We start from the raw sequence: 25,072 nt of genomic DNA on the forward strand, positions 1-25,072 counted from the left end.
GTCGTTCACTGGGGCATCCTAACTCCGAGGTCCGACGTGTGGCGCTGTGCGATGTCCGCGACGGCCCGTTCGAGGTTCGGGTCCTCGCCACGGGCGAGGCCCGCGTACTCGAGGTCGTACTCGCCGCCCGACGTGTCCGTGCGCGGGACGACCTTCACCCAGACGCGGCGGCGCGGGACGAACAGCGAGGTGAGCAGGCCGAGGGTGGAGAGCAGGGCGAACCCGCCCACCCAGAGCTGCGAGGGGTCGTGGTGGACGTCGAGGGAGACGTACCGCTTGACGCCGTCGAACGTGATCGACCCGGCGCCCTCCGGCAGCTTCTTCGTCTGGCCGGGCTTCAGCGCGATGCTCGCGGTGTCCGACTGCCGACCGGCGATCTGGTCGAGCCCCTTGGTGCTGAGCGTGTACACGCTCTGCGGCACGCCGCTGTCGAGCCCGAGGTCGCCCGTGTAGACCTGCAGCGTCAGCAGCGGGTTCTGGGTGTCCGGGTAGGCACTCGAGTAGGCGCCGCTCGCGAGCTTCGATGCCGTGGGGTAGAAGAACCCGACCATGCCGAGCTGGTCCGGCTTCGCGTCCGGCACCTTGATGACGCCGGTGGAGGTGTAGTTCGCGTCCTCCGGCAGGAACGGCACGACGTCCTTGAAGGCCACGTTGCCGTCGCCGTCGCGCACCGTGACCTGCATCGCGTAGCCGTTGCCGAGCAGGTAGACGTTCGTACCGCCGACGTGCAGCGGATCGTTCACGCCGAGGCGGCTGGTCTTCGGCTCGCCGCCCTTCTCGGTGCTCGTGACCGTGGCCGAGTAGTCGAGCGCCTGCCCGAGGGCGTCGAGGTTGCGCTCCTCGTACTTCGTCACGAACTTGTCGAGCCGGAGGTTGTAGCCCTTGAGGTCGGTCTGCTGGAACCAGCGACCGGGGTTGAACGAGTCGTACGAGCCGAGCACGTTCGAGAACGTCTGGCCCTCGACCAGCAGGCGCTGTCCGGTGAAGCCGAAACCACCGCCGACGCCGACCGCCAGGAGCACCCCGACGAGGGCGGCGTGGAACACCAGGTTGCCGGTCTCGCGCAGGTAGCCGCGCTCCGCGCTCACCGAGTCGCCGAACCGCTCGACGCGGTACCCGGACCGCTTCAGGATCGCCATCGCGCGCGTCACCGCATGCTCGGCGGACGGGAGGCCCGTGGTCGCGTCGATCCCGGTCGTCCCGTCGATCATCGCGTCCGGCTGCACCGCCACGGTGCGGAAGCCCGCCAGTCGCGTCAGGCGCGCGGGGGTCTTCGGCGGACGGGTCCGCAGTGCCTGCCAGTGGTGCTTCGTGCGGGGCACGATGCAGCCGATGAGCGAGATGAAGAGCAGCAGGTAGATCGCGGAGAACCACACCGAGGTGTAGGTGTCGAAGACCTGCAGCTTGTCGAGGACCGGGTAGAGCTGCGGGTGGTCCGCCTTGTACTGCACGACGCCGTTCGGGTCGGCGGTGCGCTGCGGCACGAGCGACCCCGGGATCGCCGCGAGGGCGAGCAGCATGAGCAGGAACAGCGCCGTGCGCATGCTCGTCAGCTGCCGCCAGAAGAAGCGGAGGTACCCGACGAAGCCGAGCTTCGGCTGGTTGATGCCACCGTCGGTGGGGCCGGAGCCGTCGACGTGGTCGGACGGTCGCTGCGGGTCGGAGGCGCTGTCGGCTCCGTCGCCTGCGCCCGTCGGGATGTGCTCGTTCAGGTCAGACCGCGGGGACAAAACTCTGGATCACCGCCCCGACGCTCGACATGACGGCCGACCAGATACCGGTGACCATGAGCAGACCGATGACGATCAGGATCGCTCCTCCGATGATGTTGACGGTGCGCATGTGACGCTTCACCGCCGCGATGGCCCCCGTGGCCCAGCCGGCGCCGAGGGCGACGAGGACGAACGGGATGCCGAGCCCGAGGCAGTACGCCACCCCGAGCCACATGCCCTGCCAGGCGCTGCCCGACTGCACGCTGAGCAGGTTGATGGCCGCCAGCGTCGGGCCGAGGCACGGGGTCCAGCCGAGGCCGAACACGATGCCGAGCAGGGGGGCGCCGAGGATCCCGGTGGCCGGGGTCCAGCTGGGCTTGATGGTGCGCTGCAGGAACGTGAACCGACCGACGAACACCAGGCCCATCGCGATCACGACGACCCCGAGGATCTGCGTGATGAGGTCGCGCCACCGCACGAGCCAGAAGCCGAGCGCGCCGAACACCGTCGTGTACGCCACGAACACCGCGGTGAACCCAGCGATGAACAGCAGCACGCCGAGCACCACTCGACCCCGACGCTGCCCGCCCTCGGCGACACCGCCGACGTACCCGAGGTACCCCGGTACGAGCGGCAGCACGCACGGGGACAGGAACGACACGAGCCCGGCGAGCGCCGCCACGGGCAGCGCCACGGCCATCTGGCCGCTCAGGATCGCGTCAGCGAAGGGGTTGGAGGTCACGGGTCAGGAGGCCTTGCCGGCGTCGAGCTCGTCGCTGACCAGGGTCTGCAGGATGCTCGTGCCGTCGATCGCGCCGAGGACCCGGGCAGCCACGCGGCCCTTGGTGTCGAGGACGATCGTGGCCGGCACCGCGTTCGGTGCGATCTGCCCGGACATCGCCAGCTGCATCGTGCCCGTGCGCTGGTCGAGGACCGTCGGGTACTGCACGTCGAAGGTGCGCTCGAAGGCGGCCGCGGTCGCTGCTTCGTCGCGGACGTTGACACCGATGAACGCGACGTCGTCGGCGTCGGCGTACTCGTCGTGCACCTGGTTGAGGTACTTCGCCTCGGCACGGCACGGCGGGCAGCTGGCGTACCAGAAGTTCAGGACGACGACCTTGCCGCGGAGGTCCTTCGACGAGACCGTGTCACCGTTCGAGTCCTCGGCCCGGAAGGTGACCGGGTCGGTGCGGTCCTTCGCGGAGACCTCGGTCACGGCACCGTCACCGGAGATGTAGTTCTGGGTCGTGCCGTTGCCGTACTGCTTCGCGATGCCGCCGCTGTCCGACGAGCAGCCGGACAGGACGAGCGCGGCGGCGACGGCCGTCGCTGCGAGGACCGCGAACCGCTTGCTGATGACGCGCGCACGCTTCGTGCTGTTCACACTGCTCCTTCGTCGACGGCGGTCGCGCGCAGTTCCTGCGCGGGGTCCGCGTACCCGACCTCGGTGAACCGACCGGTCGACGTGGCGGGCACACGTTCGACGGTGGTGATGCTCGACAGGTCACAGCGGCGCTTGCGCGGGTCGTGCCACAGGGGCTCCCCCGCGAGCTTCCGGTGGACCATCCAGATCGGCAGCTGGTGGCTGACCAGGACGACGTCGCCCTCGTCCACGCTCTCCCACGCCGTGGTCATCGCCGCGAGCATGCGGTTGGCGATCGACTCGTACGCCTCGCCCCAGCTGGGACGCAGCGGGTTCGCGATCCACGGCCACTCCGCCGGGCGGCCGAGCGAGCGCTTCGTGAACCCGGGGGGCTGCCCCTCGTAGCGGTTCGTCGGTTCGATCAGGCGCTCGTCGAGCGTCACGTCGAGCCCGTAGGCGGCCGACCAGGGCGCAGCGGACTCCTGCGTGCGCTGCAGCGGGGACGCCACGATCCGACGCACGTCAATGCCGGCGTCCTTCCAGGCGGTCGCGGAGGCCTGCGCCATCCGCGTGCCGAGGTCGCTCAGCCCGAAGCCCGGGAGCCGGCCGTAGAGGACGCGGCCCGGGTTGTGCACCTCTCCGTGCCGGACGAGGTGGAGACGGGTCGCGGGCATGGGTTCCAGTGTAGGTCGCCCGCGGTTCCCACCGCCCCCTCAGGTGATTCACCGGATGCGGAAGCACTCAGCCGCCGAGCTCACCGGAGAGCCGCCCGTGCAGCGCGATCGACCCCGTGTCGAGGTTCACCACCTCGACGGTCGACCCGTGCTTCGCGAACCGCTGTTCGACCCCGTCGAGCGCCGCGACCGTGGACGCGTCGAACACGTGGGCGTCGGCCAGGTCGATGATCACGTGCTCCGGGTCCTCGGCGTAGGAGAACCGCGTGACGAGGTCGTTCGACGAGGCGAAGAACAACGCCCCGCGGACCCGGTACCGCACGGTGCGGTCGTCGACCGGCTCGCGCACCACGGTCACCACGTGCGCCACCCGTCGGGCGAAGACCAGGGCCGCCACGACCACGCCGACGAGCACCCCGGTCGCGAGGTTCTCGGTCACGACGACCACCACGACGGTGACGAGCATGACCGCGGTCTCGCCGAGCGGCATCCGTCGGAGGGTGCGCGGTCGGATGCTGTGCCAGTCGAAGGTCGCGACGCAGACCATGAGCATGACCGCCGTCAGTGCCGCCATCGGGATCTGGGCCACGAGGTCGTGGAGCACGATCGTCAGGACCAGCACCGAGACCCCGGCTGCGAAGGTCGAGACGCGGGTCCGGGCACCCGCGGTCTTCACGTTGATCACCGTCTGGCCGATCATCGCGCAGCCGCCGGTCCCACCGAAGAAGGCGGACGCGATGTTCGCGACGCCCTGACCCCACGACTCGCGCCACTTGCTCGAGCCCGTCTCGGTGATGGAGTCGACGAGCTGCGCGGTGAGCAGGGTCTCGATCAGCCCGACGATCGCGACACCGAACGCGTACGGAGCGATGATCTGCAGCGTCTCGAACGTGAACGGCGTCGTGATGCCGCCGAAGCCCGGGAGCGCCGTCGGCAGTTCGCCCTCGTCGCCGACCGTCGGCACGGCGACGCTGAACACCATCGTGAGACCGGTGACGACGACGACCGCGATGAGCGGCGCGGGGATCGCCTTCGTCAGGAACGGGAAGCCGACGATGATCGCGATGCCGAGCACGGTCAGCGGCCAGACGATGAACGGCACGTCGTCGCCGAGCAGGTTCGGCAGCTGGGCGGTGAAGATGAGGATGGCCAGGGCGTTCACGAACGCGACGTTGACGCTGCGCGGGATGAAGCGCATCAGCCGTGCCACCCCGAGGAACCCGAGCACGAGCTGGAACACGCCGCCCAGGACGATCGCGGGCACCAGGTACTCGATCCCGTGCTCCCGGACGAGCGGGGCGATGACGAGCGCCACCGAGCCGGCTGCGGCGGAGATCATCGCGGGGCGACCACCGACGATCGAGATCACGATCGCGATGATGACGCTCGAGAACAGGCCGACCGCAGGATCGACCCCGGCGACGACGGAGAACGAGATCGCCTCGGGGATGAGGGCCAGGGCGGTGACGATGCCGGCCAGGACCTCTCGGGTGAGCATGCGGGGCGAGCGGAGGGCGGCGAGGACGCTCGGGGCCGTCGGCGCGTGTGTGATCACGGACATCGATCGGAACTCTACCCTCACGTGAGGGTAGAGTCGTACGCCGTGAGCACCAGCGACGTCCCCGACACGATGCACATCGACACGATGCACATCGGCGAGCTCGCCGACCGCGCCGGCATGTCCCTGCGCACGATCCGGCACTACGACGAGGTCGGGCTGCTCGTGCCGAGCGGCCGCACCACCGGCGGGTTCCGGGTCTACACGGCGCAGGACCTCGAACGGTTGCTCGTGATCCGCCGGATGAAGCCGCTCGGGTTCACGCTCGACGAGATGGCCGAGCTGCTCCGCGTGGTCGACGCCCTCGCGACGAAGGACCCCGAGGACGAACCAGCGCTGGCAGCCCGCCTCGACGCGTACCTCGAGGATGCCCGCGCCCGGCACGCCAAGCTCGTCGAGCGGGCCGGCATGGCCGAGGAGTTCATCGGCACGCTCGGATCACTCCGCGCGTCGCTCCCCTGATGTCGCGGTGTCCTCGGCGAGCACCCTGGCGCGCATGCGCTGCCGCTCGAGTTCGAGCTTGAGCTCCCCCTCTTCCACGTGGAGCTGCCAGTCGATCGCCCCACGTTGCGCCCAGTCCCACATGCTCTCGCCGGGCGCAGGACCGATGTACGGCCGCTCCGCGGGAACCGTGTCTTCCTTCCGAACCAGCTCTCGCCAGGCACGGCGCAGACGAGTCGTCATCACGGTCTCCTCTTCTCGATGAACAGTTCCGCAAGCACCCTCGCAGCGGGTTCTTCTCCGGCAGGCACTTTCTGCATGTCGTACATCGCCTGTGCCAGATTCCGGCCGATCTCGCGACGCCCGACCTCGGCCGCGGTGATCAGGTCGAACACCACGGTCAACCGCCCCCAGTAGCGGTCCCGTTGCTCCCGCGCGACGTCCCGCCGCCACCGGATGACCGCCCACAGCCCACCGACGACCGCCACGAGCAGCGTGAACGCCGCCGTGCAGAGCGCAGCCACCACCACCGCAACCGCCGCAGGCGGCCAGGTCGCGAGCTCCCCCGTCCCCGTCCCCACCCGGTCCCCCTCTCGTCCCGCGACCCGGCCACGTCGAGAACGCTACGGAGTCCACGCATGCCGCCACGGGCCTCCCGGCCATCGGTGGAGAACATCGGACGCAGGCGGCCCTGTGGAGGGAAGAACCCCGCCGCCCACGCCCCCGGACGCAGGCGGTTAGACTCGACCACCGTGATCGAACGCACCCGCATCGCCGACCTGGCAGCCCTCCCCGACGGTCCCGTCTCCGTGGCCGGATGGGTCGAGACCGTCCGAGACCAGAAGAAGGTGCAGTTCGTCGTGCTGCGCGACGAGACCGGCGCCGTCCAGCTCGTGAACCCGGCGACGCGCGAGGCCGAGGACGGCGACGACGCGGCACAGTCCGCGCTCGCGACCACCAACGAGATCTCCGTCCTGGCGCACGGCACCTTCGTGCACGTCACCGGCACGCTGAAGCACGACGAGCGCGTGAAGCTCGGGGGACTCGAGGTCAAGATCGGTGCGCTGCAGGTGGTGAGCGCCGCGATCCCGGAGACCCCGATCGCCGACGACTCGTCGCTCGACAAGCGTCTCGACTGGCGCTTCCTCGACCTGCGCAACCGCAAGCAGAACCTGATCTTCCGCATCCAGACGACGCTGGAGCACGCGTTCCGCACGTACTGGGTCGACCGCGACTACATCGAGATCCACACCCCGAAGCTGATGGCGTCGGCGTCCGAGTCGCGCGCCGAGCTGTTCCAGCTCGAGTACTTCGAGACGACCGCCTACCTGGCCCAGTCGCCGCAGAACTTCAAGCAGATGGCGCAGCCGGCCGGCTTCGGTGCCGTGTTCGAGATCGCGGACGCCTTCCGCGCCGACCCGTCCTTCACGAGCCGCCACGCGACCGAGTTCACCAGCGTCGACGCCGAGTTCTCGTGGATCGAGTCCCACGAGGACGTCATGGCGATGCACGAAGAGGTCCTGGTCGCCGGCATCACCGCCGTCAAGGAGAAGTACGGCAAGGACATCGCGGAGGTCTTCGGCTTCGAGCTGCAGGTCCCTGCGACGCCGTTCCCGCGCGTGACCCTGGCCGACGCGCGCAAGATCGTCACCGACAGCGGCTACGACGTCGTCCGCGCCGACGGCGACCTGGACCCCGAGGGCGAGCGCCGCGTCGCCGCCTGGGCGAAGGAGCACCACGGCTCCGAGTTCGTGTTCGTCACGGAGTACGACGCCTCGATCCGGCCGTACTACCACATGCGGAAGCCCGGCGACCCGTCGGTCACGAACAGCTACGACCTCATCTTCAACGGCGCCGAGATCTCCACGGGTGCACAGCGTGAGCACCGCGTCGACGTGCTCGAGGCGCAGGCAGTCGAGAAGGGTCTCGACCCGGAGGAGCTCGGCTGGTACCTCGACTTCTTCCGCTACGGCGTCCCGCCGCACGGCGGCTTCGGCATGGGCCTCGCACGCGTGCTGATGCTGATGCTCGGTGAGCCGTCGATCCGCGAGGTCACGTACCTGTTCCGTGGCCCGACGCGCCTGACCCCGTAGGACCCGTGCGCGGCGAGCCCGCGCGCGCATGGTGAGCAGCAATGGTCGCCTCCCGATGCGGGAGGCGACCATTGCTGCTCACGAAGCGCGACGCGGAGCGACGAGCGCGACGCGGAGCGCCGAGCGCGCGCGGACGGGAGGCCCGGCTCAGCTCTGCCAGTCGATGGCGGCCCGCGCCGTGACCAGTTCGCGGATCTCCGCTGCCGCGGCCTGGTGCTCCGGGTGCACCTGGTACGCGTCGAGCCCGGCGAGGTCGTCGAAGCTGGCGACGACGGCGACGTCGTGGTTCTTGTCCGGGTAGGCGACGTTCTCGACGACCTCGAGCGAGCGGATCGACTCGACGGTGCCGATCAGACCGGTCAGGAGTTCGCGGATGCGGGCGATCGACGCGGTGCGGTCGAGGTCGGTCCGCAGGGACCAGGAGACGACGTGGGAGATCATGCGCGGGCCTCGGCCTTCTCGAGCGCACGTGCGAGCCGGTCGGCGTCGACGTACCAGTTGCTGTGGACGCGCCCGTCGATCAGCACGACGGGGATGTCCTCCGCGTACTCCTGGCGGAGGGCGTCGTCGTCGAGGATCGAGCGTTCCTGCAGGGTGACCCCCGGGTGGTCGGCGACGACGCGTTCGACCACGGGTCGGGCGTCGTCGCAGAGGTGGCATCCGGGCTTCGTCAGGAACGTCACTGCGGGCATGGTCCCAGCGTAGTCCGGGAACGCGAAAGCCCCGGCGAACCGGGGCTTCTCGTGCAGGTCCTCCGACCTGCGCAGACCTGTGAGGGTCTACTTCTTGTTGCGGCGCTGGTGACGCGTCTTGCGAAGGAGCTTGCGGTGCTTCTTCTTCGCCATGCGCTTACGACGCTTCTTGATGACAGAACCCATGTGGACCTCGCTCGGACTGATGCTGATGTACGGACACCGGGCCGAAGAGACCGCGGAAAATCAACCTGCCCGAGTCTACCGGCTGCCCGCTGTGATGTCGAACGCGCGCTCAGCCGACGTCCGCCACGCCACCGCGCAGCACGTCGGCGACGGCTGACTCGGGGACGCGGAAGGAGCGGCCGAAGCGGATGGCGGGGAGCTCACCGGCGTGCACCATCCGGTACACGGTCATCTTCGAGACGCGCATCATCTCGGCGACCTCAGCGACGGTGAGGAAGCGCACGTCGTCGAAACTGCCGGTCATGGTCCGCCTTCGGGGCTCGCACGCGCGCTGCGCACGGGAGTGGTGTGACCTGTGTGGTCAGTGGCAACTGTAGAGGCGTGTGCGACCCGGTGTCCAGGATCAGTCCACGCCCGGTGCACACCGACCGTGCCGCGGGCTCAGTCCTCGTCGCCCCGGCGGGTGAAGCGCTTGCGGCTGCGGTCGACGACGCGCTCCCAGCCCTGCTGCGCTCCGGAGATCGCGGCGGTCGCCCGGTACGACGCCTCGGCCATCACACGACCGAGCTCGGTGCCCACCTCCACCGTCGCCTTGCCGGCCGTGCCGTTCCGGCGGATCGACACCGGCTGGCCGTCCGGCGTCCACGCGGTGGTGGCCGGGGTGCCGTCGGCGTCGACCGCGCCCGTGAACGGCAGGACCCAGTCCTCCAGGTGCACGAGCGGCTCCGGGTCGAGCCGGTAGTAGCGGTGCTGCCCTTCTTCGCGACTGGTGACGAGCCCGATGTCGCGCAGGACACGCAGGTGCTTCGACACCGTGGGCTGGCTGACCCCGAGGCGTTCGACGAGCTGGCCGACGCTGAGCTCCCCGCCGGTGACGTCCGAACCGTAGGCGGACAACAGCGTGCCGAGCAGCTCGCGCCGGGTCGGGTCCGCCACGACGGAGAAGATGTCGGCCATGGGGCAAGGCTAGCCGGGGCACCACGGATGTACCATGACGAACCGTCCCGGCCCATGTCCTCGGAGGCATACGCATGCTCGACCGAACCGAGCCGATCCCGCACCACGTGAGTGTCGGCCGACGGCGAGCGAGCCGGATCGCGACGGTGCTGCGCTCGTCGCCGTCCCGACTGGCGATCGTCGTGTTCATCGCGCTGATCTTCCTGTTCACGGTGCTCTTCATGACGCCGTGGGCCACCGCGGACCGCAGCAGCACCCACTTCGCGGACGCCCTGTTCACCGCGGCGTCGGTGGTCTGCGTCACCGGGTTGTCCACGGTCGACATGGCGACGCACTGGTCGGTGTTCGGCAAGGTCCTGGTGGTCATCGGCACCCAGATCGGCGCCGTCGGTGTCCTGACCTTCGCGTCGATCCTCGGCCTGTTCGTCACCCGCAAGCTCGGCCTGCGCGCCAAGCTCATGGCGGCCGGCGACTCGAACCCGCTCCGCACCCACCACGGGGCCGTGCCCGAGGGGCAGGCCGTCCGGCTCGGCGAGGTCGGCACCCTGCTCGCGACGGTGGCGGTGAGCACGCTGTCGATCGAGATCGTCCTCGGTCTGCTGCTCCTGCCGTCGGTGCTCATCGCCGGCATCCCGTTCTGGACCGCGGTCGGCGACTCCTTCTACTACGCGGCGATGGCCTTCACCAACACCGGGTTCTCGCCGAACGCCGACGGCCTCGACCCGTTCGCCCACGACTACTGGTTCCTGACGCTGCTGATGATCGGTGTCGTGGCCGGGTCCATCGGGTTCCCGGTGATCCGTGCCCTGACGAAGCAGCTGCGCACCCCGCGGCGGTGGCCGATCCACGTCAAGCTCACCCTCGCGACGAGCGCGGTCCTGCTCCTCGGCGGCGCGGTCGTCTACACCGCACTCGAGGCGTCGAACCCGACGACCTTCGGCGAAGAAGGAGCCGGGCGCACCGCGTTCCAGGCGCTCTTCCTGTCGACGATGACCCGCTCCGGCGGGTTCTCGCTCGTCGACTTCGACCAGCTCAACGGCTCGAGTCTGCTCGTCACGGACATGCTCATGTTCATCGGTGGCGGATCCGCCTCGACGGCCGGCGGCATCAAGGTGACGACCCTCGCGGTGCTGTTCCTGGCCGCCGTCGCCGAGGCCCGGGGGCGCCAGAGCATGGAGGCCTTCGGCCGCCGGATCCCCAGCGACGTGCTCCGCGTCGCGGTGGCGGTCGTGCTCTGGGGCGCCACGATCGTGGCGGTCGCGACCGTGGTGCTCCTGCAGATCACCGACGACTCGCTCGACCGGGTGCTGTTCGAGGTGATCTCGGCGTTCGCGACGTGCGGCCTGTCATCCGGGGTGTCCGCGGACCTGCCGGAATCGGGCAAGTACGTGCTCGCCGCCACCATGTTCCTCGGCCGGGTCGGTACAGTGACCATCGCCGCTGCCCTGGCCGCCAGCCAGAGCCGGCAACTGTTCCGCCGTCCCGAGGAGAGGCCGATCGTTGGCTGACCGCACCCGTTCGTCGCACCAGCACGGTGCCATCAGCCACGACGCACCCGTCCTCGTCATCGGGCTCGGTCGCTTCGGGGCCGCCACCGCCGGCCAGCTCGAACGCCAGGACCGCGAGGTGCTCGTCGTCGACACCGACCCCGGACTGGTGCAGAAGTGGTCCGACCGGGTCACCCACGCGGTGCAGGCGGACGCGACCGACATCGACGCGCTCCGGCAGATCGGCGCGCAGGACTTCGCCATCGCCGTCGTCGGCACGGGCAGCGACCTGGAGTCGAGCGTGCTCATCACGGCGAACCTGGTCGACCTCGGCGTCCCGCAGATCTGGGCGAAGGCGATCAGCCGCTCGCACGGCACGATCCTGTCCCGCATCGGCGCGAACCACGTCGTCTACCCGGAGCGCGAGGCCGGCGAGCGCACGGCGCACCTGGTCTCCGGCCGGATGCTCGACTTCATCGAGTTCGACGACGACTTCGCCGTGGTCAAGATGTTCCCGCCGCGCGCGGTCCGCGGCAAGGACCTCGCCACCACCGTGATCCGCACCCGGTTCGGCCTGACCGTGCTCGGCATCAAGCCGCCCGGCAGCCCCTTCGTACCGGCGACGCCGGACAGCGTCATCGGTGAGGACGACGTCATCATCGTTTCGGGTTCCGAGACCGACCTCGAGCGCTTCGCCGCGTACGAGTAGCGACCCCCGGACGGACGGGAGGCCCGTGGCGGCGTCGCCCCGGGCCTCCCGTCCGCACTGTGGCTGCGTCCACGACGCGGTGTGCGTCTACGACGCGGCGATCTCTTCGGCACGCGCGATCGCGGCACGCGACGCGCGCAGCAGCGTGTCCGCCAGGTCGGCGTCCTGCAGCACCGCGACTGCCCGCTCGGTCGTGCCCTTCGGGCTCGTCACCGCACGGCGCAGGTCGGCGGGCTCACGGCCCGACCGCTCGAGCAGCTCGACCGCGCCGCGGACGGTGCCCTGCACCATCGTCGCCGCCTGCTCGTGGGTGAACCCGAGCTCCTCGGCGGCACGCTGCCACTGCTCGACCAGCAGGAAGACGTAGGCGGGACCGGAACCGGACACGGCGGACAGCGCGTCGAGCTGCGACTCCGGCACCTCGATGACCGCGCCCGAGGCGGTGAACACCGACGACGCCAGCGCGACGGCCTCGGCGTCGGCCGAGGTGCCCGCGCTGATGCCGGTGACGCCCTGGCCGACGCCGATCGGGGTGTTCGGCAGGGCACGGACGACGCGGACGCCGGCGGGCACCCGTGCCTCCATGCTCGCGGTGGTGGTGCCGACGGCGACGCTGACCAGGACGGCGCCGGGTTCCAGGTCGTCGGCGACCTCGTCGAGCAGGTCCGCGATCATGTACGGCTTCACGCCGACGACGACGAGGGCCGCACCACGGACGGCTGACCGGTTGGCGTCGGGATCGGTGTCGCTCGCGGTGGCGTCGAGACCGCGCTCCCGGTGGGCAGCAGCGGACGCCTCGGACTTCGTGGTGAGGGTCACGGTGGCCGGGTCGAGTCCCGCGGCGAGCAGGCCGTCGAGGACCGCGCCGGACATGGAGCCGACGCCGAGCAGGGCGGTGCGGGGCAGGTCGATCGTCATGCTCCCGACCCTACCGACGCCACCCGCCTAGGATCGTGTCGCAGACCACGAGAAGGGGACAGCTGTGAGCGCTTCCGGAGGCACGAAGGCGATCTTCGCCGCACTCGGTGCCAACATCGGCATCGCGATCGTGAAGTTCATCGCGGCGGCGATCAGCGGATCGGCGTCGATGCTGGCCGAGGGCGTGCACTCCCTGGCCGACTCCGCGAACCAGCTCCTCCTGCTGCTCGGTGGCCGGAAGGCCCGGCGAGCGGCGGATCAGGAACACCCGTTCGGCTACGGGCGTGAACGCTACGTCTACGCGTTCGTCGTCTCCATCATCCTGTTCTCGGTCGGCGGTGTGTTCTCGCTCTACGAGGGCATCGAGAAGCTCGCCCACCCGCACCCGCTCGAGAACTGGTGGCTCCCCCTGGTGGTGCTCGTCATCGCCATCGGGCTCGAGGGCTTCTCGCTCCGCACCGCCCTGCACGAGGCCCGACCGCAGAAGGGCTCGCAGAGCTGGGTGCAGTTCGTCCGCCGTGCGAAGGCCCCCGAGCTGCCCGTCGTGATGCTCGAGGACACCGCGGCGCTGCTCGGCCTGGTCTTCGCCCTGTTCGGCGTCGGCCTGACTGCGATCACCGGCAACGGGGTGTTCGACGCGATCGGCACCATGCTGATCGCGGCGCTGCTCATCGCGGTCGCCGTGGTGCTCGGCATCGAGACGAAGAGCCTGCTCGTCGGCGAGGGCGCGACCGCCGCCGACGTCGAGCGCATCAAGCAGGCGGTGCTCGACGGCCCCGAGGTCGACGCGATCATCCACCTGAAGACCCTGTACCTCGGACCGGACGAGCTGATGGTCGGCGTGAAGGTCGCCGTCGACGGGGACCGCCGGCTCGGTGACGTCGCCGCCGGCATCGACACCGTCGAGCAGCGTGTCCGGAGCGCCGTGCCGATCGCCCGGGTCATCTACGTCGAACCGGACGTCCTGCGCACCGGGCCACAGCCGCCGACCGAGGCGATCGTCATCCTCGCCGCGGACTGAAGAAGTCGTCGAGCAGCTCGGCGCACGCCTGCTCGAGCACGCCCCCGATGACCTCGGAGCGGTGCGGCAGCCGGCGGTCCCTGGCGATGTCGTAGACGCTGCCGCTGGCGCCCGCCTTCGGGTCCCACGCGCCGAACACGACCCGGGGCACCCGCGCGGCCATGACGGCGCCGGCGCACATCGGGCAGGGCTCGAGCGTCACCACGAGCGTGTGCTCCTCGAGGTGCCAGTCCCCCGTCACCGCCGCCGCAGCACGCAGAGCCAGGACCTCGGCGTGGGCCGTCGGGTCCTGTCGTGCCTCACGCTCGTTCCGGCCGGTGGCGACCACCACGCCGTCACGGTCGAGCACCACAGCGCCGACCGGGACGTCGTCGGTCTCCAGGCACCGTCGAGCCTCGTCGAGCGCGCGCTCCATCGCCGGGACGAACGGGCGGGCTGCGGGCTCCTCCACGGGACCTCCTGACGGTCGACGGCACGCTAGGCTCGACCCTATGCGAGTCCACGTCGCCGACCACCCGCTCATCACCCACAAGCTCTCGGTGCTCCGCGACCGTACGACGCCCTCCCCCACGTTCCGCGCCCTGACCGAGGAGCTCGTCACGCTCCTCGCGTACGAGGCCACGCGGGGCGTCCGGGTCACGGCGACGCCGATCGACACGCCGGTGGCGCACACCATGGGCGTCGCGATCGCCAAGCCGCGGCCGCTCGTCGTCCCGATCCTCCGCGCCGGGCTCGGCATGCTCGAGGGCATGGTCAAGCTCGTCCCGACCGCCGAGGTCGGCTTCCTCGGCATGGCCCGCAACGAGGAGACGCTCGAGCCGCAGACCTACGCCGAGCGCCTGCCCGACGACCTGTCCGGGCGGCAGTGCTTCGTGCTCGACCCGATGCTCGCCACCGGTGGCACCCTCGCCGCCGCGATCGACTTCCTGTTCGCCCGCGGTGCGCAGGAGATCACGTGCGTGTGCATCCTCGGTGCCCCCGAGGGGCTCGCCATGGTCGAGCAGGCCGTCGGCGACCGCAACGTCTCGATCGTCCTCGGTGCGCTCGACGAGAAGCTCGACGAGAACGGGTACATCGTCCCGGGCCTCGGCGACGCCGGCGACCGGCTCTACGGCCTGGCCGAGTAGCGCAGACCCGCCACTTCTCGGACTGGAGGCGCGGTGCCAGCTGGCACCGCGCCTCCTGTCGTCCGTGCGGTCGCGCCCACCGCACCCGCCCGTTCCGGGCGCACCAGCCTGTTCCGGGCGCACCAGCCCGTTCCGGGCGTACCCGGTCGTTCCGGGCGTACCAGGTCGTTCCGGGCGTACCAGGTCGTTCCGGGCGTACCCGGTCGTTCCGGGCATACCGGGTCGTTTCTTTCGACCCGGTACGCCCGATTCAACTTTCCATCGCGTGCGCAATGGGAAAGAACGTGCGTGGCACTCGACGCCCGTGCGGTCGCGCCACCGCACCGTCCGCGCGGACGGTTGACACCGCGTTGGTATACCGCAGATACTCGTCACATGACTGCAACCGTGTCCACCCGCGTCCTCTCCGAGGCGTGCTCCTCCGCAGGGGCAGTGGGGACCGTCGGCGTGATGATGCCGACCATGCCGGTCATGCGTTGTCGAATGTGTGCCTGATCGGCACCCGTTCCAGCCGGATCCCCCGCGACACCACCCCCGTCGCGAGCGCGTGATCCCCGGGTGACGGACACCGTCGGCGACGCGCACCACGTCACGAGGTCTGTCTCCCGTTCCCCCGGGTCGGCCCCGGTCCGCAGCAGGACCGCAGGGCACATCGGCGTACCGCCGCACCCGGGATGACGCATTCGACACCGGCCGCCGCGCCACCAGCGCACCGGCCACACCGCCCGGAGAACCACCATGTCGCTCACCATCGCCCAGCCCCGCACCGCGCTCCGCACCGCACCGGCTCCGACCGACCTCGGCACCGTGACGCCGATCCGCCCGCGCCCGGCCTCCCCGGCGGCCACCGGAGCGGCCACCGTGCCGACGAGCCCCGTGATCGCGCCGCAGCGGAACCGCGCACTCCCCGACGGCACCGAGGCCCGCGGCTTCGCCCTGTACGTCGGCATCGACGAAGCGAAGGCCGCCGCCGCCGGCACGACCCTGGCCGCGGTGGTCGAGCAGCTGAAGGCCCTCACCGCGCAGCTCGTCCCGTCGTCCGAGACGTACGCGGCCGTCGCCGTCGCCGCCGAGCACTCCGGAGGCCGTGACGTCGACGTCGTCCGCCTCGCCCTGCAGGACCGCTCAGCGGTGGCCGCCCGCAAGCAGGCCGAGAAGCCCGAGCCCGAGGAGACCGGCGTCGTCATCGACATCTCCCGGAAGCGCGTGACCCTCGACGGCGAAGCGGCGCCCCTGACCTACAAGGAGTTCGAGCTCCTGCAGTTCCTGGTCCTCCGCGAGGGCCAGACCGTCGACCGGTCCGCGATCATCGACGGCCTCTGGTCGGACGGCGAGGACGAGACCCCGAACGAGCGCACCATCGACGTGCACGTGCGTCGGCTCCGCTCCAAGCTCGGCGCGTTCGAGGAGATCGTCCGCACCGTGCGCGGCGTCGGCTACCGCTTCGACCGGCACGCGGACGTCGCCGTGCGGTACGCGTCGACCCCGTCGCCCGACCTCTTCTGAGCCTCATCGACTGCTCTTGGTGAACTCGCAGCGAACCGGCCACGGAGAGGCTGGCGCGCCGTTACCGCTTCGTTATACAGTCGGTGGTGCAGGCAGTGTTTGCTGTGGCACCGCCTGTGGAATGTGATTGCAGGAAACTCTTGGTGCAAGGGAGAGGGCCGGTCGCCGACAGGCGGCCGGCCCTCGTGCATGTCGCCCGGCTCCTGTCGGACCCCGTCGGTAGTGTGGTCAGACCGTACGACCGGAGGGAACGCGAACGTGAGCGAGACACGCCGCAGTGAGAAGGCGACCGCCGTCGCTGCCTGGGAAGCGCTCTTCCGCGCCCAGGTCGCCGTGATGCGGAGTCTCAACGCGGACTTCCCCGGCGACGAGATCTCGTTCAACGAGTACGACGTCTGCTTCAACCTGTCGACCCAGCCCGGCCGCCGCTGCCGCATGCGCGACCTCACCGGGCACCTCCTCCTCACCCAGCCGAGCGTCAGCCGTCTGGTCGACCGACTGCTCGCCCGCGGCATCGTCGAGAAGCAACCGGACCCGACCGACGCCCGCGGGGTGATCGTGGCGCTGACCCCGCACGGCTTCGACGTCTACCGTCAGGTCGCCGTGCAGCACGCGGCGAGCATCGCGCAGCAGGTCGGCGCCGGGCTGTCCGACCCCGAACTCCGCACCCTCACCGAACTCTGCACGAAGCTCCGACTGGCGGTCGGCACGACTCCGGGCCGGCGGTCGACCGTCCGCCCGGTCGCTGCGGATGCGGCCACGGTGTGACCGGCGCGATCGTCTGGCTCCGTGACGACCTGCGGCTGTCGGACAACCCGGCGCTCCGTGCGGCGATCGACCACGGTGGCGACGTCACGGTGGTGGTCGTCCTCGACGAGCAGTCCTCCGGGCTCCGTCCGATCGGTGCCGCGAGCCGCTGGTGGCTGCACCACTCCCTGACCGCCCTCGATGCCGACCTGCGCGAGCGGGGTTCCCGGCTGGTCCTCCGGCGCGGCGCCGCGGCGAAGGCGATCGACCAGCTCGTCGCCGACACCGGGGCGGACGCCGTGTACTGGAACCGTCGGTACGGCGCCGTCGAGCGGGACATCGACGCCGGCATCAAGGCGGCCCTGCACGACCGTGGCATCGAGGCGCACAGCTTCGCCGCGAACCTGCTCTGGGAACCGTGGACGGTGCTCACCGGGCAGGGCGAGCCGTACAAGGTCTTCACCCCGTTCTGGAACGCCGTCCAGGCGCTGCCCGAACCGCGGCACCCCCTGCCCGACCCCGACGACCTCCCGGCTGCGGCCGACGTCACGGGTGATGCTCTGGCCGACTGGGCACTGCTGCCGACGAAGCCCGACTGGGCCGGCGGACTCCGTGACGCCTGGAGCCCGGGCGAGCACGGCGCCCAGCAGCAGCTCGAGCACTTCGTCGAGCACGCGCTCGAGGACTACGACCAGCGCGACGAGCCCGCGATGGAGGCCACGAGCAGCCTGTCGCCGTTCCTGCGGTGGGGCGAGATCAGCCCGTACCAGGTGTGGCATCGCCTGCACGAGCGGCTCGAGCCCGCGCAGCGCCAGAACGCCGCGGCGTTTCTCCGGCAGCTGGCGTGGCGCGAGTTCAACTGGAACGAGTACTTCCACTGCGACGACATCGCCACCGTCAACGTCCGTCGGAACTTCGACGCGTTCCCGTGGCGTGACCCGGAAGCGGCCGAGCTCGACCGCTGGCGGCAGGGTCTGACCGGATTCGACCTGGTCGACGCGGGCATGCGCGAGCTCTGGCACAGCGGCGCCATGCACAACCGGGTGCGGCTGGCCGCCGGCAGCTTCCTCGTGAAGAACCTGCTCGTCGACTGGCGCGTCGGGGAGCAGTGGTTCTGGGACACCCTGGTCGATGCCGACCCCGCCAACAACGCGGCGAACTGGCAGTGGGTCGCGGGCTCCGGCTTCGACGCCGCCCCGTACTTCCGGGTCTTCAACCCCGATCGGCAACTCGAGCGCTTCGACCCGCACCGCGAGTACGTCCACCGCTGGGTCCCCGCCGACGAGCTGCGCCCCGAGCCGATGGTCGACCTGAAGGCGTCGCGGCAGCGGGCGCTCGACGCCTACGAACGGATGCGGCGCTCGTGACCGGGTCGCATCCCGCGATCGCAGCGGTCGTCGACCAGGTCGACGAGCTGTTCCGTGCTCGCGTCGAGCAGGGCATCGCGCCGAGCAGCGTGTGGGGTGTGTTCGACCGCTCCGGCCTCGTCGCATCCGGTGGGCACGGCGACCGCGGGGACGGCAGGCGACCGGACGCCGACACCGTGTACCGCATCGCCTCCTGCACCAAGAGCGTCACCGCCGCGACCCTGCTGACCCTCGTCGCCCGGGGTGCGCTCGACCTCGACGCGCCGATCACCGACTTCGTGCCGGCCTTCGGCGCCGTCACCCTGCCGACCCCGGACTCCCCCGTCCCCACGGTGCGGATGCTGCTGACGATGTCGGCCGGGTTCCCCACCGACGACCCCTGGGCCGACCGGCAGGAGTCGATCTCGGACGCCGAGCTCGACCAGGTCCTTCGCGGCGGCCTGCTGTTCGACTCGCTGCCCGGCACCCGCTTCGCCTACTCGAACCTCGGCTACGCGCTGCTCGGCCGGGTCGTCGCCGTCGTGTCGGGGCAGCCCTTCACCGCGGCCGCCAGCGAGACCGTGCTCCGTCCCCTCGGGCTCACCGACACCGTGTTCAGCGCCGACGAGTCCACAGGCTTCGTGGTCACCGGTGTCCGCGGACACGAGGGCGACTGGGAACCCCTGCCGATGACCGGGCCCGGCGCCTTCTCGTCCATCGGCGGGCTCTTCTCGACCGTGCGTGACCTGGCACGCTGGGCGACGCACCTCGGTTCGGCGTTCTCCGCCGCACCGGAACCCGGCCCGGTCTCCCCCGCTGACCGCCGGCTGATGCAGCAGGCGATGCGGGTCGTCCCGTCGTCCGTCGTCCCGGGTTCTGCCCGCGCGACGGCGTACGGCTTCGGGCTGTTCGTCGAGCAGGACGACCGCTTCGGCGAGCTCGTCTCGCACTCCGGCGGCTACCCGGGCTTCTCCGCGCACATGCGGTGGTCCGTGCGCGACGGCTTCGGGGTCGTCGCGTTCGAGAACGCCACGCAGGCCAAGGTCTCCGCGGCCGCCCAGCAGGCGCACGACCTCGTGCTCGACGCGGCGCTGACGGCTCACACACCCGACGCGCCGGGAGCCAGTACCGACGTGACCGGAGCGAGCACCGGGGTGGTGGCGACCACCCGCGCGACGCGAGCCGCCCAGGTCGCCGTGACGCGCCTCCTGGCCGACTGGCGGGACGACCTGGCGGACGCGATCTGCACGCCCAACGTGGCGATGGACGTGCCGTACGACCGACGGCGGCGGGCTGTGGCGCAGGCCGTCGCGGACGTCGGTGCCGACCTCGGTGCCGCACCGGTGTCCGAGTACTCGGCGGCGCCGTCGCACCTGCGCTGGTGGCTCCCCGGCACCTGCGGGCGACTGCGCGTCGAGATCCGGCTGGCGCCCGCCGCCGCGGGACGCGTCCAGACCCTGAACGTCGTCGCTGAACCGTCCGAGCGCTGATCTGACGGCACCACGTGGGCGCCCGGCTCAGACGGGCGGTCGTCCGCCCACGAAGCCGAGTGCCCGCGCGGCGACCCGGGTGCCCTCGCGGGCTGCCGCACCGACGCGGACCGGATCCGTCGCCCACGCACGGACGAACCCGGCGACGAAGGCGTCCCCCGCCCCGATGGTGTCGACGACGGTCGCCGGTGTCGCGAGGACCCGGTGGACGCTGCGGCCCCGGCGCCCGATGAGCGCGCCGTCGGCCCCGGCCGTGACGACGACCAGTGGGATGTGCTCCGTCAGACGCCGCACCGCGGCGTCGAGATCGTCGCCCCCGGCGAGGGCGAGCGCCTCGTGCTGGTCGGGGAAGAGCACGTCGACGCCCCGCAGGGCCTCGAGGAACCGGTCGGCACCGATCGCCTCGATCACCGCCACCGACGAGGGGTCCACCGCCACGCGCGCCGGGCCGGTCCGGGCGCACGCCACGAGGTCGGCGAGCCGGTCGGCGCCACCGCCGAGCATGGCGGCCCCGGTCAGGTGCACGATGTCGGCGCGGGCGACCACGGACGGCGGGACGTCGGTGGCACTGATCTTCCCGCTCGCGGCGGGGTCCGACATCGCGGTGCGACCGTGGTCGTTGCGGACCGAGACCACGACCCCGGTGGACGTCATCGCGTCGTACCGCAGGTGGGCGCGGACCCCGGCGTCCTCGAGCGCGCGCTCGTGGCGGTAGACGTCATCGACCCCGACCCGGGCGACGACGTCGACCTCGGCCCCGAGCCAGCCGAGCCACGTGGCCGTGTTGCCACCGGCACCGGTCGGCCGGTGGCGGATCTCCGCAGCGGGGTCGTGCACCCCGATCCGGTGTGCGGTGGTGTGCACGAGGACGCCGTCCAGGACGTCGCCGACGACCAGGAAGCGTTTTCCGGCGCCGCGACGACGGCCCGCGACCACCCGTCCGGCGCGGGTCCCCTCGGGCCGTGACGGCGGCAGAGCGCCCTCGTACGGCATGGACATCCGCAACAGTGTACCCGGAGCCGAGTTTTTCTCCGTTTCTATCGGTGAAAACGGAGGTTTCGCGGAGAGATCGCACACAACGACCAATGGTGTCACTGATATACCGGCTGCTAGTATGTGGGCGGTCGCGCGACCACCGCCCCGACGACGGAGATGCCATGCCCAGGAAGCCCGACCCCACCCGCAAACCCGCGATCCTCGAGAAGGTCGTCGACCACTTCGTCGAGACCAAGATCGAGGACGTCACGGTCCGGGGCCTCGGCCGCGTGCTCGGGACGAGCGCCTACCCGGTCGTCTACCACTTCGGCTCCCGCGACGCCCTGATCGACTCCGTCGTCGAGCACCTCGCGACCTCGCACCGAACGCCCGCGCTCGACCCCGCCGCCGACACGGACGCCCTCGCCGATCACCTGGTCGCGACCTTCGGCGGGCTCGACGACACGCACCGTGCGCTGGCCGCACGGCTCACCTTCGAACTCGGCTCGGTCGAGTCCCTCGACGGGCGTGACCGGCAGCGCCGCGCGCACCGCTGCCAGGTCGCCGCCATCCGGGCCTGGTGCCGAGCACACGGCGCCGACCCCGTCCTCGCCGAACGTGCGGCCCAGCACACGGTCATGGCCGCCCGCGGAGCCCAGTGGGGCGCGCTCGTCGACGGCGCGCACACCGATGCTGACGCCGCACTGCGTCGCATTGCCCACGACCTGGCAGCCAGCACGGCCGCCGCAGACCGCGCGCGCTGAGCGCACGCGCGAACGCGATCGCGGACCGCTCGCGTACCCGGCAACGGCGCACGGCCCGGAACGTGACCCGGACCACGAACGGGAGGCACGCTGCCAGCTGGCACCGTGCCTCCCGTTCGTCAGGTGGTCACCGTGGTGACCCGCCGACGCGGATCAGAGCGTGACGAACCGCTGCGACTTCGCGTTCTCGAAACGAGCGGCGACGTTCTCCCAGTCGACGATGTTCCAGACGGCCTTGACGTAGTCCGCCTTGACGTTCAGGTAGTCGAGGTAGAAGGCGTGCTCCCACATGTCGAGCATGAAGATCGGGACGAGGCCGAACGGGATGTTGCCCTGCTGGTCGAAGAGCTGGAACGTGGTGAGCTTCTGGCCCACGGTGTCCCAGGCCAGCACGGACCAGCCGGAGCCCTGGATGCCGTTCGCGACGGCGGCGAACTGCGCCTGGAACTTCTCGAACGAACCGAAGAACTCGTCGATCGCCGCGGCGAGCTCGCCCTCGGGGACCTTCGTGTCCGGGCCGAGGTTGGTCCAGAAGATCGAGTGGTTCACGTGGCCACCGAGGTGGAACGCGAGGTCCTTCTCGAGCTTGTTGATCGCGCCGAAGTTGCCGGACTCACGGGCCTCACCGAGCTGCTGCAGCGCGGTGTTGGCACCGGTCACGTAGGCCTGGTGGTGCTTGTCGTGGTGCAGCTGCATGATCTTGCCGCTGATGTGCGGCTCGAGCGCGGCGTAGTCGTACGGCAGTTCCGGCAGGGTGTACTCAGCCATGTGAGGTCCTTTCGATCAGTGGGTTGTGGACGCGGCTCCGCGGCTCACGAGAGCCGGGAACGATCGGTGAGGGAGTGGAATTCCCGGTTGTGGTAGACCAGCGGCTCGCCGCGGTCGGCGCCGACGATGATGTCGAGCACCTCGGCCACGACGACGGTCGAGCTGCCGATGGGGGTCGTCGACAGCGGTCGGCAGCGGAGCGCACTCGCCGCACTCGGCAGGTAGCGGTCGCCGGACGGCAGGGTGCCCCAGATCGGGTCGTCAGCGGCCGGGCTGCCGGTCGAGGCGAAGCGCTTCGCCAGTGCGACCCCGAGGGAGTCGACCAGGTGCACGACGAACAGCGGCGCACCGAGCACGACCCCGGCCGAGCCGGAGTTCGTCGAGAGCGAGAAGACCAGCACGGGCGGGTCGACGGCGACGCTCGCGACGCTCGAGGCGGTGAGGCCGGTCGGTCCGTCGGGGCCTTCGGCCGTGATGACGGCGACGCCGGCAGGGTGCCCGCGGAAGGCGGACTTGTACGCGTCGGCGATGGTTGCCGGTGCTTCGTCGGGCATGGTGATCGTGGTCGTTCCTTCAGGAGGGGCTGCCGTCACTCGGCGGCTGTCACCCAACGTATGACCTGAACCCTGGTTGAGGTCAACGATTCACAGGTTCGGGCGTGGCCGGGCGCGCCGTTGCGGGCGCTTCGTGAGCAGGAATGGTCGGGTCACGCACGGCGACCCGACCATTCCTGCTCACGAAGCGCAGCGGCGCTCGCGGCGCAGCGGCGCAGCGGCGCAGCGGCGCAGCGCGCGCCCGCGCGCCCGCGCGCCCGCGCGCGGCCGCTCAGCGGCGCTTGAGCATGACGAGCGCACCCGCGGCCGCCACCACCATGAGCACCGCGGCGACACCCGCCGTGATCGTCACGCCGGAGTCGAAGGCCGCCCGCGCCGACTCGAGCAGCACCTGCCCGGCGCTGCCGCCGAGCTGGCCCGCCGCGGCGACCGCGCCGCCGAGGGTCTCCTGCGCCGCGATGTGCGCCGCCGAGGACAACCCGTCGGGCACCACGACGTGCGCCCGGTAGGTCGTCGCCAGGATCGTGCCGAGGACCGCGGTACCGAGCACGGCGCCGATCTCGTACGCCGTCTCGGACATCGCCGACGCCGCACCCGCCTTGTCCGCCGGAGCCGTCGAGATGATGAGGTCGTTCGTCACGGTCTCGGACGCCCCGATCCCGATGCCCAGCAGCACGAACGCGAACGCCAGGGCGGCGATGGAGGCGTGGTGTCCGAGGACCGCGACGAGGGCGTACGCCGCCGCCGAGAACAGCAGCGCGACCGACACGACCCAGCGCGGCGCGACACGCGCCACGATCGGCACGACCGCGAGCCCGGCGACGATGGTCAGGACCGACCCCGGGATGAGCACGATGCCGGACGCGAACGGGTCGAGCCCGGCCACGAGCTGCAGGTGCTGGGCGATGAAGAACAGGAACCCGGTGAGCGAGAACATCGCCGCCAGGTTCATCAGCACGCTGCCGGTGAAGGCCGTGCTGCGGAACAGCCGCAGGTCGAGCATCGGCGTGCGGGACCGCAGCTGGCGACGGACGAACGCGATGCCGCACACGACACCGACGGCGAGCATGGCGATCGCGAGGCCGCGCTCCTCGGGGTGCACGACCGACTTGATGGCCCAGGCGATCGGTGCGAGCGCGCCGAGGGACAGGAACATGCTCGGCAGGTCGACCGGCCCGGGCATCGGGTCGCGGGACTCCGGCACGCAGAACGGCACGCCGACGAGCATGAGCACGAGGATCGGCACCGCGACGAGGAACACGCTGCCCCAGTGGAAGTGCGCGAGCAGCGCGCCGCCGACGAGCGGGCCGAGGGCGTTGCCGGCCGCGAACATCGTCGACCAGACGGCGAGCGCCATCCGCCGCTCCCCCGCGTCCACGAACACGTTGCGGATGATCGAGAGCGTGGCGGGCATGAGCATCGCGCCGAAGACGCCCATGGCGATCCGGGCCGCGACGAGCATCCAGGCGTCGGTCGCGAAGGCCGCGGCCACCGAGAACAGTGCGAACCCGGTCGCCCCGATCACCAGGATCCGCCGGCGGCCGATGCGGTCACCGATGCTGCCCATCACGACGAGCAGGCCGGCGAGCACCAGCGGGTACGCGTCCACGATCCAGAGCTGCGTGGTCGCGTCCGGGTTCAGCGCGCGGCTGATCGACGGCAGCGCGAAGCTCAGGATGGTGTTGTCGACCGAGATGAGCAGGACCGGCAGCATGAGCACGGCGAGCGCCAGGAACCGTCGGGCGCGGCTCCCGGTGACGCGGGTGGCGACGGGGCTGGTGAGCAGTGCGGACACGGCGGACTCCTGGGACTTCGAGCCGGACCAGGTCGACGGCGGGTGGTACGTGGGGCAGACGAGACGGGACGCGGGATGGACACGCGCCCCGTCAGGACTCCGTTAGTGTACCGTCCGGACGGTTTTGGTTGCAAATGCAACTGACGACGGCCGGGAGGCCCGTGCCGGTCCCGCCACGGGCCTTGCGTC

At 70.9% G+C, this 25,072-nt stretch carries 29 protein-coding genes; 11 read left to right on the forward strand and 18 right to left on the reverse strand.

The genetic code is table 11. The features are described from left to right. Window positions 1–5 precede the first annotated feature (5 nt). The 5 genes from resB to DEJ19_RS12865 all read right to left on the reverse strand — a co-directional run bounded on the left by resB (window position 6) and on the right by DEJ19_RS12865 (window position 5,310). A complete protein-coding gene (gene resB / locus DEJ19_RS12845) occupies window positions 6–1,730 on the reverse strand; it encodes a cytochrome c biogenesis protein ResB (protein WP_258377402.1) in 1,725 nt (574 codons plus the stop codon). Beyond that, complete coding sequence (locus DEJ19_RS12850; protein ID WP_110863490.1) at window positions 1,714–2,412, reverse strand: cytochrome c biogenesis CcdA family protein; 699 nt, start codon at window positions 2,410–2,412, stop codon at window positions 1,714–1,716. Before DEJ19_RS12850 ends, resB begins: the two co-directional genes overlap by 17 nt. Window positions 2,413–2,457: 45 nt before the next feature. Further along, window positions 2,458–3,096 carry a TlpA family protein disulfide reductase gene (locus DEJ19_RS12855; protein ID WP_111233290.1) on the reverse strand — a complete coding sequence of 213 codons (639 nt, stop codon included), beginning with the start codon at window positions 3,094–3,096 and terminating at the stop codon, window positions 2,458–2,460. After that, a complete protein-coding gene (locus DEJ19_RS12860) occupies window positions 3,093–3,749 on the reverse strand; it encodes a histidine phosphatase family protein (RefSeq protein WP_071406299.1) in 657 nt (218 codons plus the stop codon). Before DEJ19_RS12860 ends, DEJ19_RS12855 begins: the two co-directional genes overlap by 4 nt. 67 nt (window positions 3,750–3,816) lie before the next feature. Next, window positions 3,817–5,310, reverse strand: a complete 1,494-nt coding sequence (locus DEJ19_RS12865; protein ID WP_111233289.1) for a SulP family inorganic anion transporter — start codon at window positions 5,308–5,310, stop codon at window positions 3,817–3,819. 69 nt (window positions 5,311–5,379) lie between these two features. Here DEJ19_RS12865 and DEJ19_RS12870 point away from each other — a divergent pair, with 69 nt between their 5' ends. Further along, window positions 5,380–5,769 carry a MerR family transcriptional regulator gene (locus DEJ19_RS12870; RefSeq protein ID WP_111233314.1) on the forward strand — a complete coding sequence of 130 codons (390 nt, stop codon included), beginning with the start codon at window positions 5,380–5,382 and terminating at the stop codon, window positions 5,767–5,769. Here DEJ19_RS12870 and DEJ19_RS12875 read toward each other — a convergent pair. Together DEJ19_RS12875 and DEJ19_RS12880 are read right to left on the reverse strand one after the other, a co-directional pair. Then, window positions 5,746–5,991 carry a hypothetical protein gene (locus DEJ19_RS12875; RefSeq protein WP_111233288.1) on the reverse strand — a complete coding sequence of 82 codons (246 nt, stop codon included), beginning with the start codon at window positions 5,989–5,991 and terminating at the stop codon, window positions 5,746–5,748. The genes DEJ19_RS12870 and DEJ19_RS12875 overlap by 24 nt on opposite strands. After that, window positions 5,991–6,275 carry a hypothetical protein gene (locus DEJ19_RS12880; RefSeq protein WP_284176450.1) on the reverse strand — a complete coding sequence of 95 codons (285 nt, stop codon included), beginning with the start codon at window positions 6,273–6,275 and terminating at the stop codon, window positions 5,991–5,993. Before DEJ19_RS12880 ends, DEJ19_RS12875 begins: the two co-directional genes overlap by 1 nt. 225 nt (window positions 6,276–6,500) lie before the next feature. Between DEJ19_RS12880 and aspS the strand changes: the two genes are divergently transcribed. Next, the gene (gene aspS, locus DEJ19_RS12885; protein ID WP_111233286.1) at window positions 6,501–7,841 is read left to right on the forward strand and encodes an aspartate--tRNA(Asn) ligase; all 1,341 of its coding nucleotides are present in this window, start codon (window positions 6,501–6,503) and stop codon (window positions 7,839–7,841) included. Between the two features lie 147 nt (window positions 7,842–7,988). Here the strand turns inward: aspS and DEJ19_RS12890 are convergent, their stop codons facing one another. The 5 genes from DEJ19_RS12890 to DEJ19_RS12910 form a co-directional block, all read right to left on the reverse strand. Next, window positions 7,989–8,282 (reverse strand): Dabb family protein, encoded by a 294-nt coding sequence (locus DEJ19_RS12890; RefSeq protein ID WP_111233285.1) that lies wholly within the window; start codon window positions 8,280–8,282, stop codon window positions 7,989–7,991. After that, window positions 8,279–8,533 (reverse strand): glutaredoxin family protein, encoded by a 255-nt coding sequence (locus DEJ19_RS12895; protein WP_111233284.1) that lies wholly within the window; start codon window positions 8,531–8,533, stop codon window positions 8,279–8,281. Before DEJ19_RS12895 ends, DEJ19_RS12890 begins: the two co-directional genes overlap by 4 nt. A gap of 87 nt (window positions 8,534–8,620) precedes the next feature. Then, complete coding sequence (locus DEJ19_RS12900; RefSeq protein ID WP_003792170.1) at window positions 8,621–8,719, reverse strand: 30S ribosomal protein bS22; 99 nt, start codon at window positions 8,717–8,719, stop codon at window positions 8,621–8,623. Between the two features lie 109 nt (window positions 8,720–8,828). Further along, entirely contained in the window at window positions 8,829–9,023 is a 195-nt protein-coding gene (locus tag DEJ19_RS12905) for a helix-turn-helix domain-containing protein (RefSeq protein ID WP_017888579.1), read from the reverse strand. 137 nt (window positions 9,024–9,160) lie between these two features. Then, window positions 9,161–9,676 (reverse strand): ArsR/SmtB family transcription factor, encoded by a 516-nt coding sequence (locus DEJ19_RS12910; protein WP_051596885.1) that lies wholly within the window; start codon window positions 9,674–9,676, stop codon window positions 9,161–9,163. 74 nt (window positions 9,677–9,750) lie between these two features. On the opposite strand from DEJ19_RS12910, the gene DEJ19_RS12915 reads away from it, so the two are divergent. Continuing rightward, the gene (locus tag DEJ19_RS12915; protein WP_111233283.1) at window positions 9,751–11,184 is read left to right on the forward strand and encodes a TrkH family potassium uptake protein; all 1,434 of its coding nucleotides are present in this window, start codon (window positions 9,751–9,753) and stop codon (window positions 11,182–11,184) included. Beyond that, on the forward strand, window positions 11,177–11,872 hold the full coding sequence (locus DEJ19_RS12920) for a potassium channel family protein (RefSeq protein WP_258377401.1): 696 nt from the start codon (window positions 11,177–11,179) through the stop codon (window positions 11,870–11,872). The genes DEJ19_RS12915 and DEJ19_RS12920 overlap by 8 nt, the downstream gene beginning before the upstream one ends. Before the next feature lie 87 nt (window positions 11,873–11,959). Here the strand turns inward: DEJ19_RS12920 and proC are convergent, their stop codons facing one another. Then, the gene (gene proC, locus DEJ19_RS12925) at window positions 11,960–12,790 is read right to left on the reverse strand and encodes a pyrroline-5-carboxylate reductase (RefSeq protein WP_111233282.1); all 831 of its coding nucleotides are present in this window, start codon (window positions 12,788–12,790) and stop codon (window positions 11,960–11,962) included. 64 nt (window positions 12,791–12,854) lie between these two features. Between proC and DEJ19_RS12930 the strand changes: the two genes are divergently transcribed. Then, on the forward strand, window positions 12,855–13,811 hold the full coding sequence (locus DEJ19_RS12930) for a cation diffusion facilitator family transporter (RefSeq protein WP_027466331.1): 957 nt from the start codon (window positions 12,855–12,857) through the stop codon (window positions 13,809–13,811). On the opposite strand, the gene DEJ19_RS12935 is transcribed toward DEJ19_RS12930, so the two are convergent. Next, on the reverse strand, window positions 13,792–14,226 hold the full coding sequence (locus DEJ19_RS12935) for a nucleoside deaminase (protein WP_071247896.1): 435 nt from the start codon (window positions 14,224–14,226) through the stop codon (window positions 13,792–13,794). The two genes, DEJ19_RS12930 and DEJ19_RS12935, sit on opposite strands and share 20 nt — an antisense overlap. 76 nt (window positions 14,227–14,302) lie before the next feature. Between DEJ19_RS12935 and upp the strand changes: the two genes are divergently transcribed. The 5 genes from upp to DEJ19_RS12960 all read left to right on the forward strand — a co-directional run bounded on the left by upp (window position 14,303) and on the right by DEJ19_RS12960 (window position 20,027). Continuing rightward, window positions 14,303–14,938, forward strand: coding sequence for a uracil phosphoribosyltransferase (gene upp / locus DEJ19_RS12940; protein ID WP_071406290.1), 636 nt, complete (start codon window positions 14,303–14,305; stop codon window positions 14,936–14,938). A 738-nt stretch (window positions 14,939–15,676) separates the two neighbouring features. Continuing rightward, window positions 15,677–16,444 carry a winged helix-turn-helix domain-containing protein gene (locus DEJ19_RS12945; RefSeq protein ID WP_111233281.1) on the forward strand — a complete coding sequence of 256 codons (768 nt, stop codon included), beginning with the start codon at window positions 15,677–15,679 and terminating at the stop codon, window positions 16,442–16,444. A 258-nt stretch (window positions 16,445–16,702) separates the two neighbouring features. Further along, on the forward strand, window positions 16,703–17,212 hold the full coding sequence (locus tag DEJ19_RS12950) for a MarR family winged helix-turn-helix transcriptional regulator (RefSeq protein ID WP_181422577.1): 510 nt from the start codon (window positions 16,703–16,705) through the stop codon (window positions 17,210–17,212). Continuing rightward, window positions 17,209–18,558, forward strand: a complete 1,350-nt coding sequence (locus DEJ19_RS12955) for a cryptochrome/photolyase family protein (protein WP_111095284.1) — start codon at window positions 17,209–17,211, stop codon at window positions 18,556–18,558. Before DEJ19_RS12950 ends, DEJ19_RS12955 begins: the two co-directional genes overlap by 4 nt. Beyond that, entirely contained in the window at window positions 18,555–20,027 is a 1,473-nt protein-coding gene (locus DEJ19_RS12960; protein ID WP_181441534.1) for a serine hydrolase domain-containing protein, read from the forward strand. The genes DEJ19_RS12955 and DEJ19_RS12960 overlap by 4 nt, the downstream gene beginning before the upstream one ends. A 27-nt stretch (window positions 20,028–20,054) precedes the next feature. On the opposite strand, the gene DEJ19_RS12965 is transcribed toward DEJ19_RS12960, so the two are convergent. Beyond that, window positions 20,055–21,026: a carbohydrate kinase family protein gene (locus DEJ19_RS12965; protein ID WP_111233278.1), complete on the reverse strand. Its 972-nt coding sequence runs from the start codon at window positions 21,024–21,026 to the stop codon at window positions 20,055–20,057. Between the two features lie 158 nt (window positions 21,027–21,184). Between DEJ19_RS12965 and DEJ19_RS12970 the strand changes: the two genes are divergently transcribed. Further along, on the forward strand, window positions 21,185–21,766 hold the full coding sequence (locus DEJ19_RS12970; protein WP_110863422.1) for a TetR/AcrR family transcriptional regulator: 582 nt from the start codon (window positions 21,185–21,187) through the stop codon (window positions 21,764–21,766). Between the two features lie 153 nt (window positions 21,767–21,919). On the opposite strand, the gene DEJ19_RS12975 is transcribed toward DEJ19_RS12970, so the two are convergent. The 3 genes from DEJ19_RS12975 to DEJ19_RS12985 form a co-directional block, all read right to left on the reverse strand. After that, on the reverse strand, window positions 21,920–22,534 hold the full coding sequence (locus DEJ19_RS12975) for a superoxide dismutase (protein WP_027466323.1): 615 nt from the start codon (window positions 22,532–22,534) through the stop codon (window positions 21,920–21,922). Between the two features lie 44 nt (window positions 22,535–22,578). Continuing rightward, a complete protein-coding gene (locus DEJ19_RS12980; protein ID WP_027466322.1) occupies window positions 22,579–23,088 on the reverse strand; it encodes a flavin reductase family protein in 510 nt (169 codons plus the stop codon). Window positions 23,089–23,359: 271 nt separating this feature from the next. Continuing rightward, window positions 23,360–24,883: an MFS transporter gene (locus tag DEJ19_RS12985; protein ID WP_110863423.1), complete on the reverse strand. Its 1,524-nt coding sequence runs from the start codon at window positions 24,881–24,883 to the stop codon at window positions 23,360–23,362. Window positions 24,884–25,072 lie beyond the last annotated feature (189 nt).

It is taken from the genome of Curtobacterium sp. MCSS17_016, from assembly GCF_003234255.2.
GTDB lineage: Bacteria > Actinomycetota > Actinomycetes > Actinomycetales > Microbacteriaceae > Curtobacterium > Curtobacterium flaccumfaciens.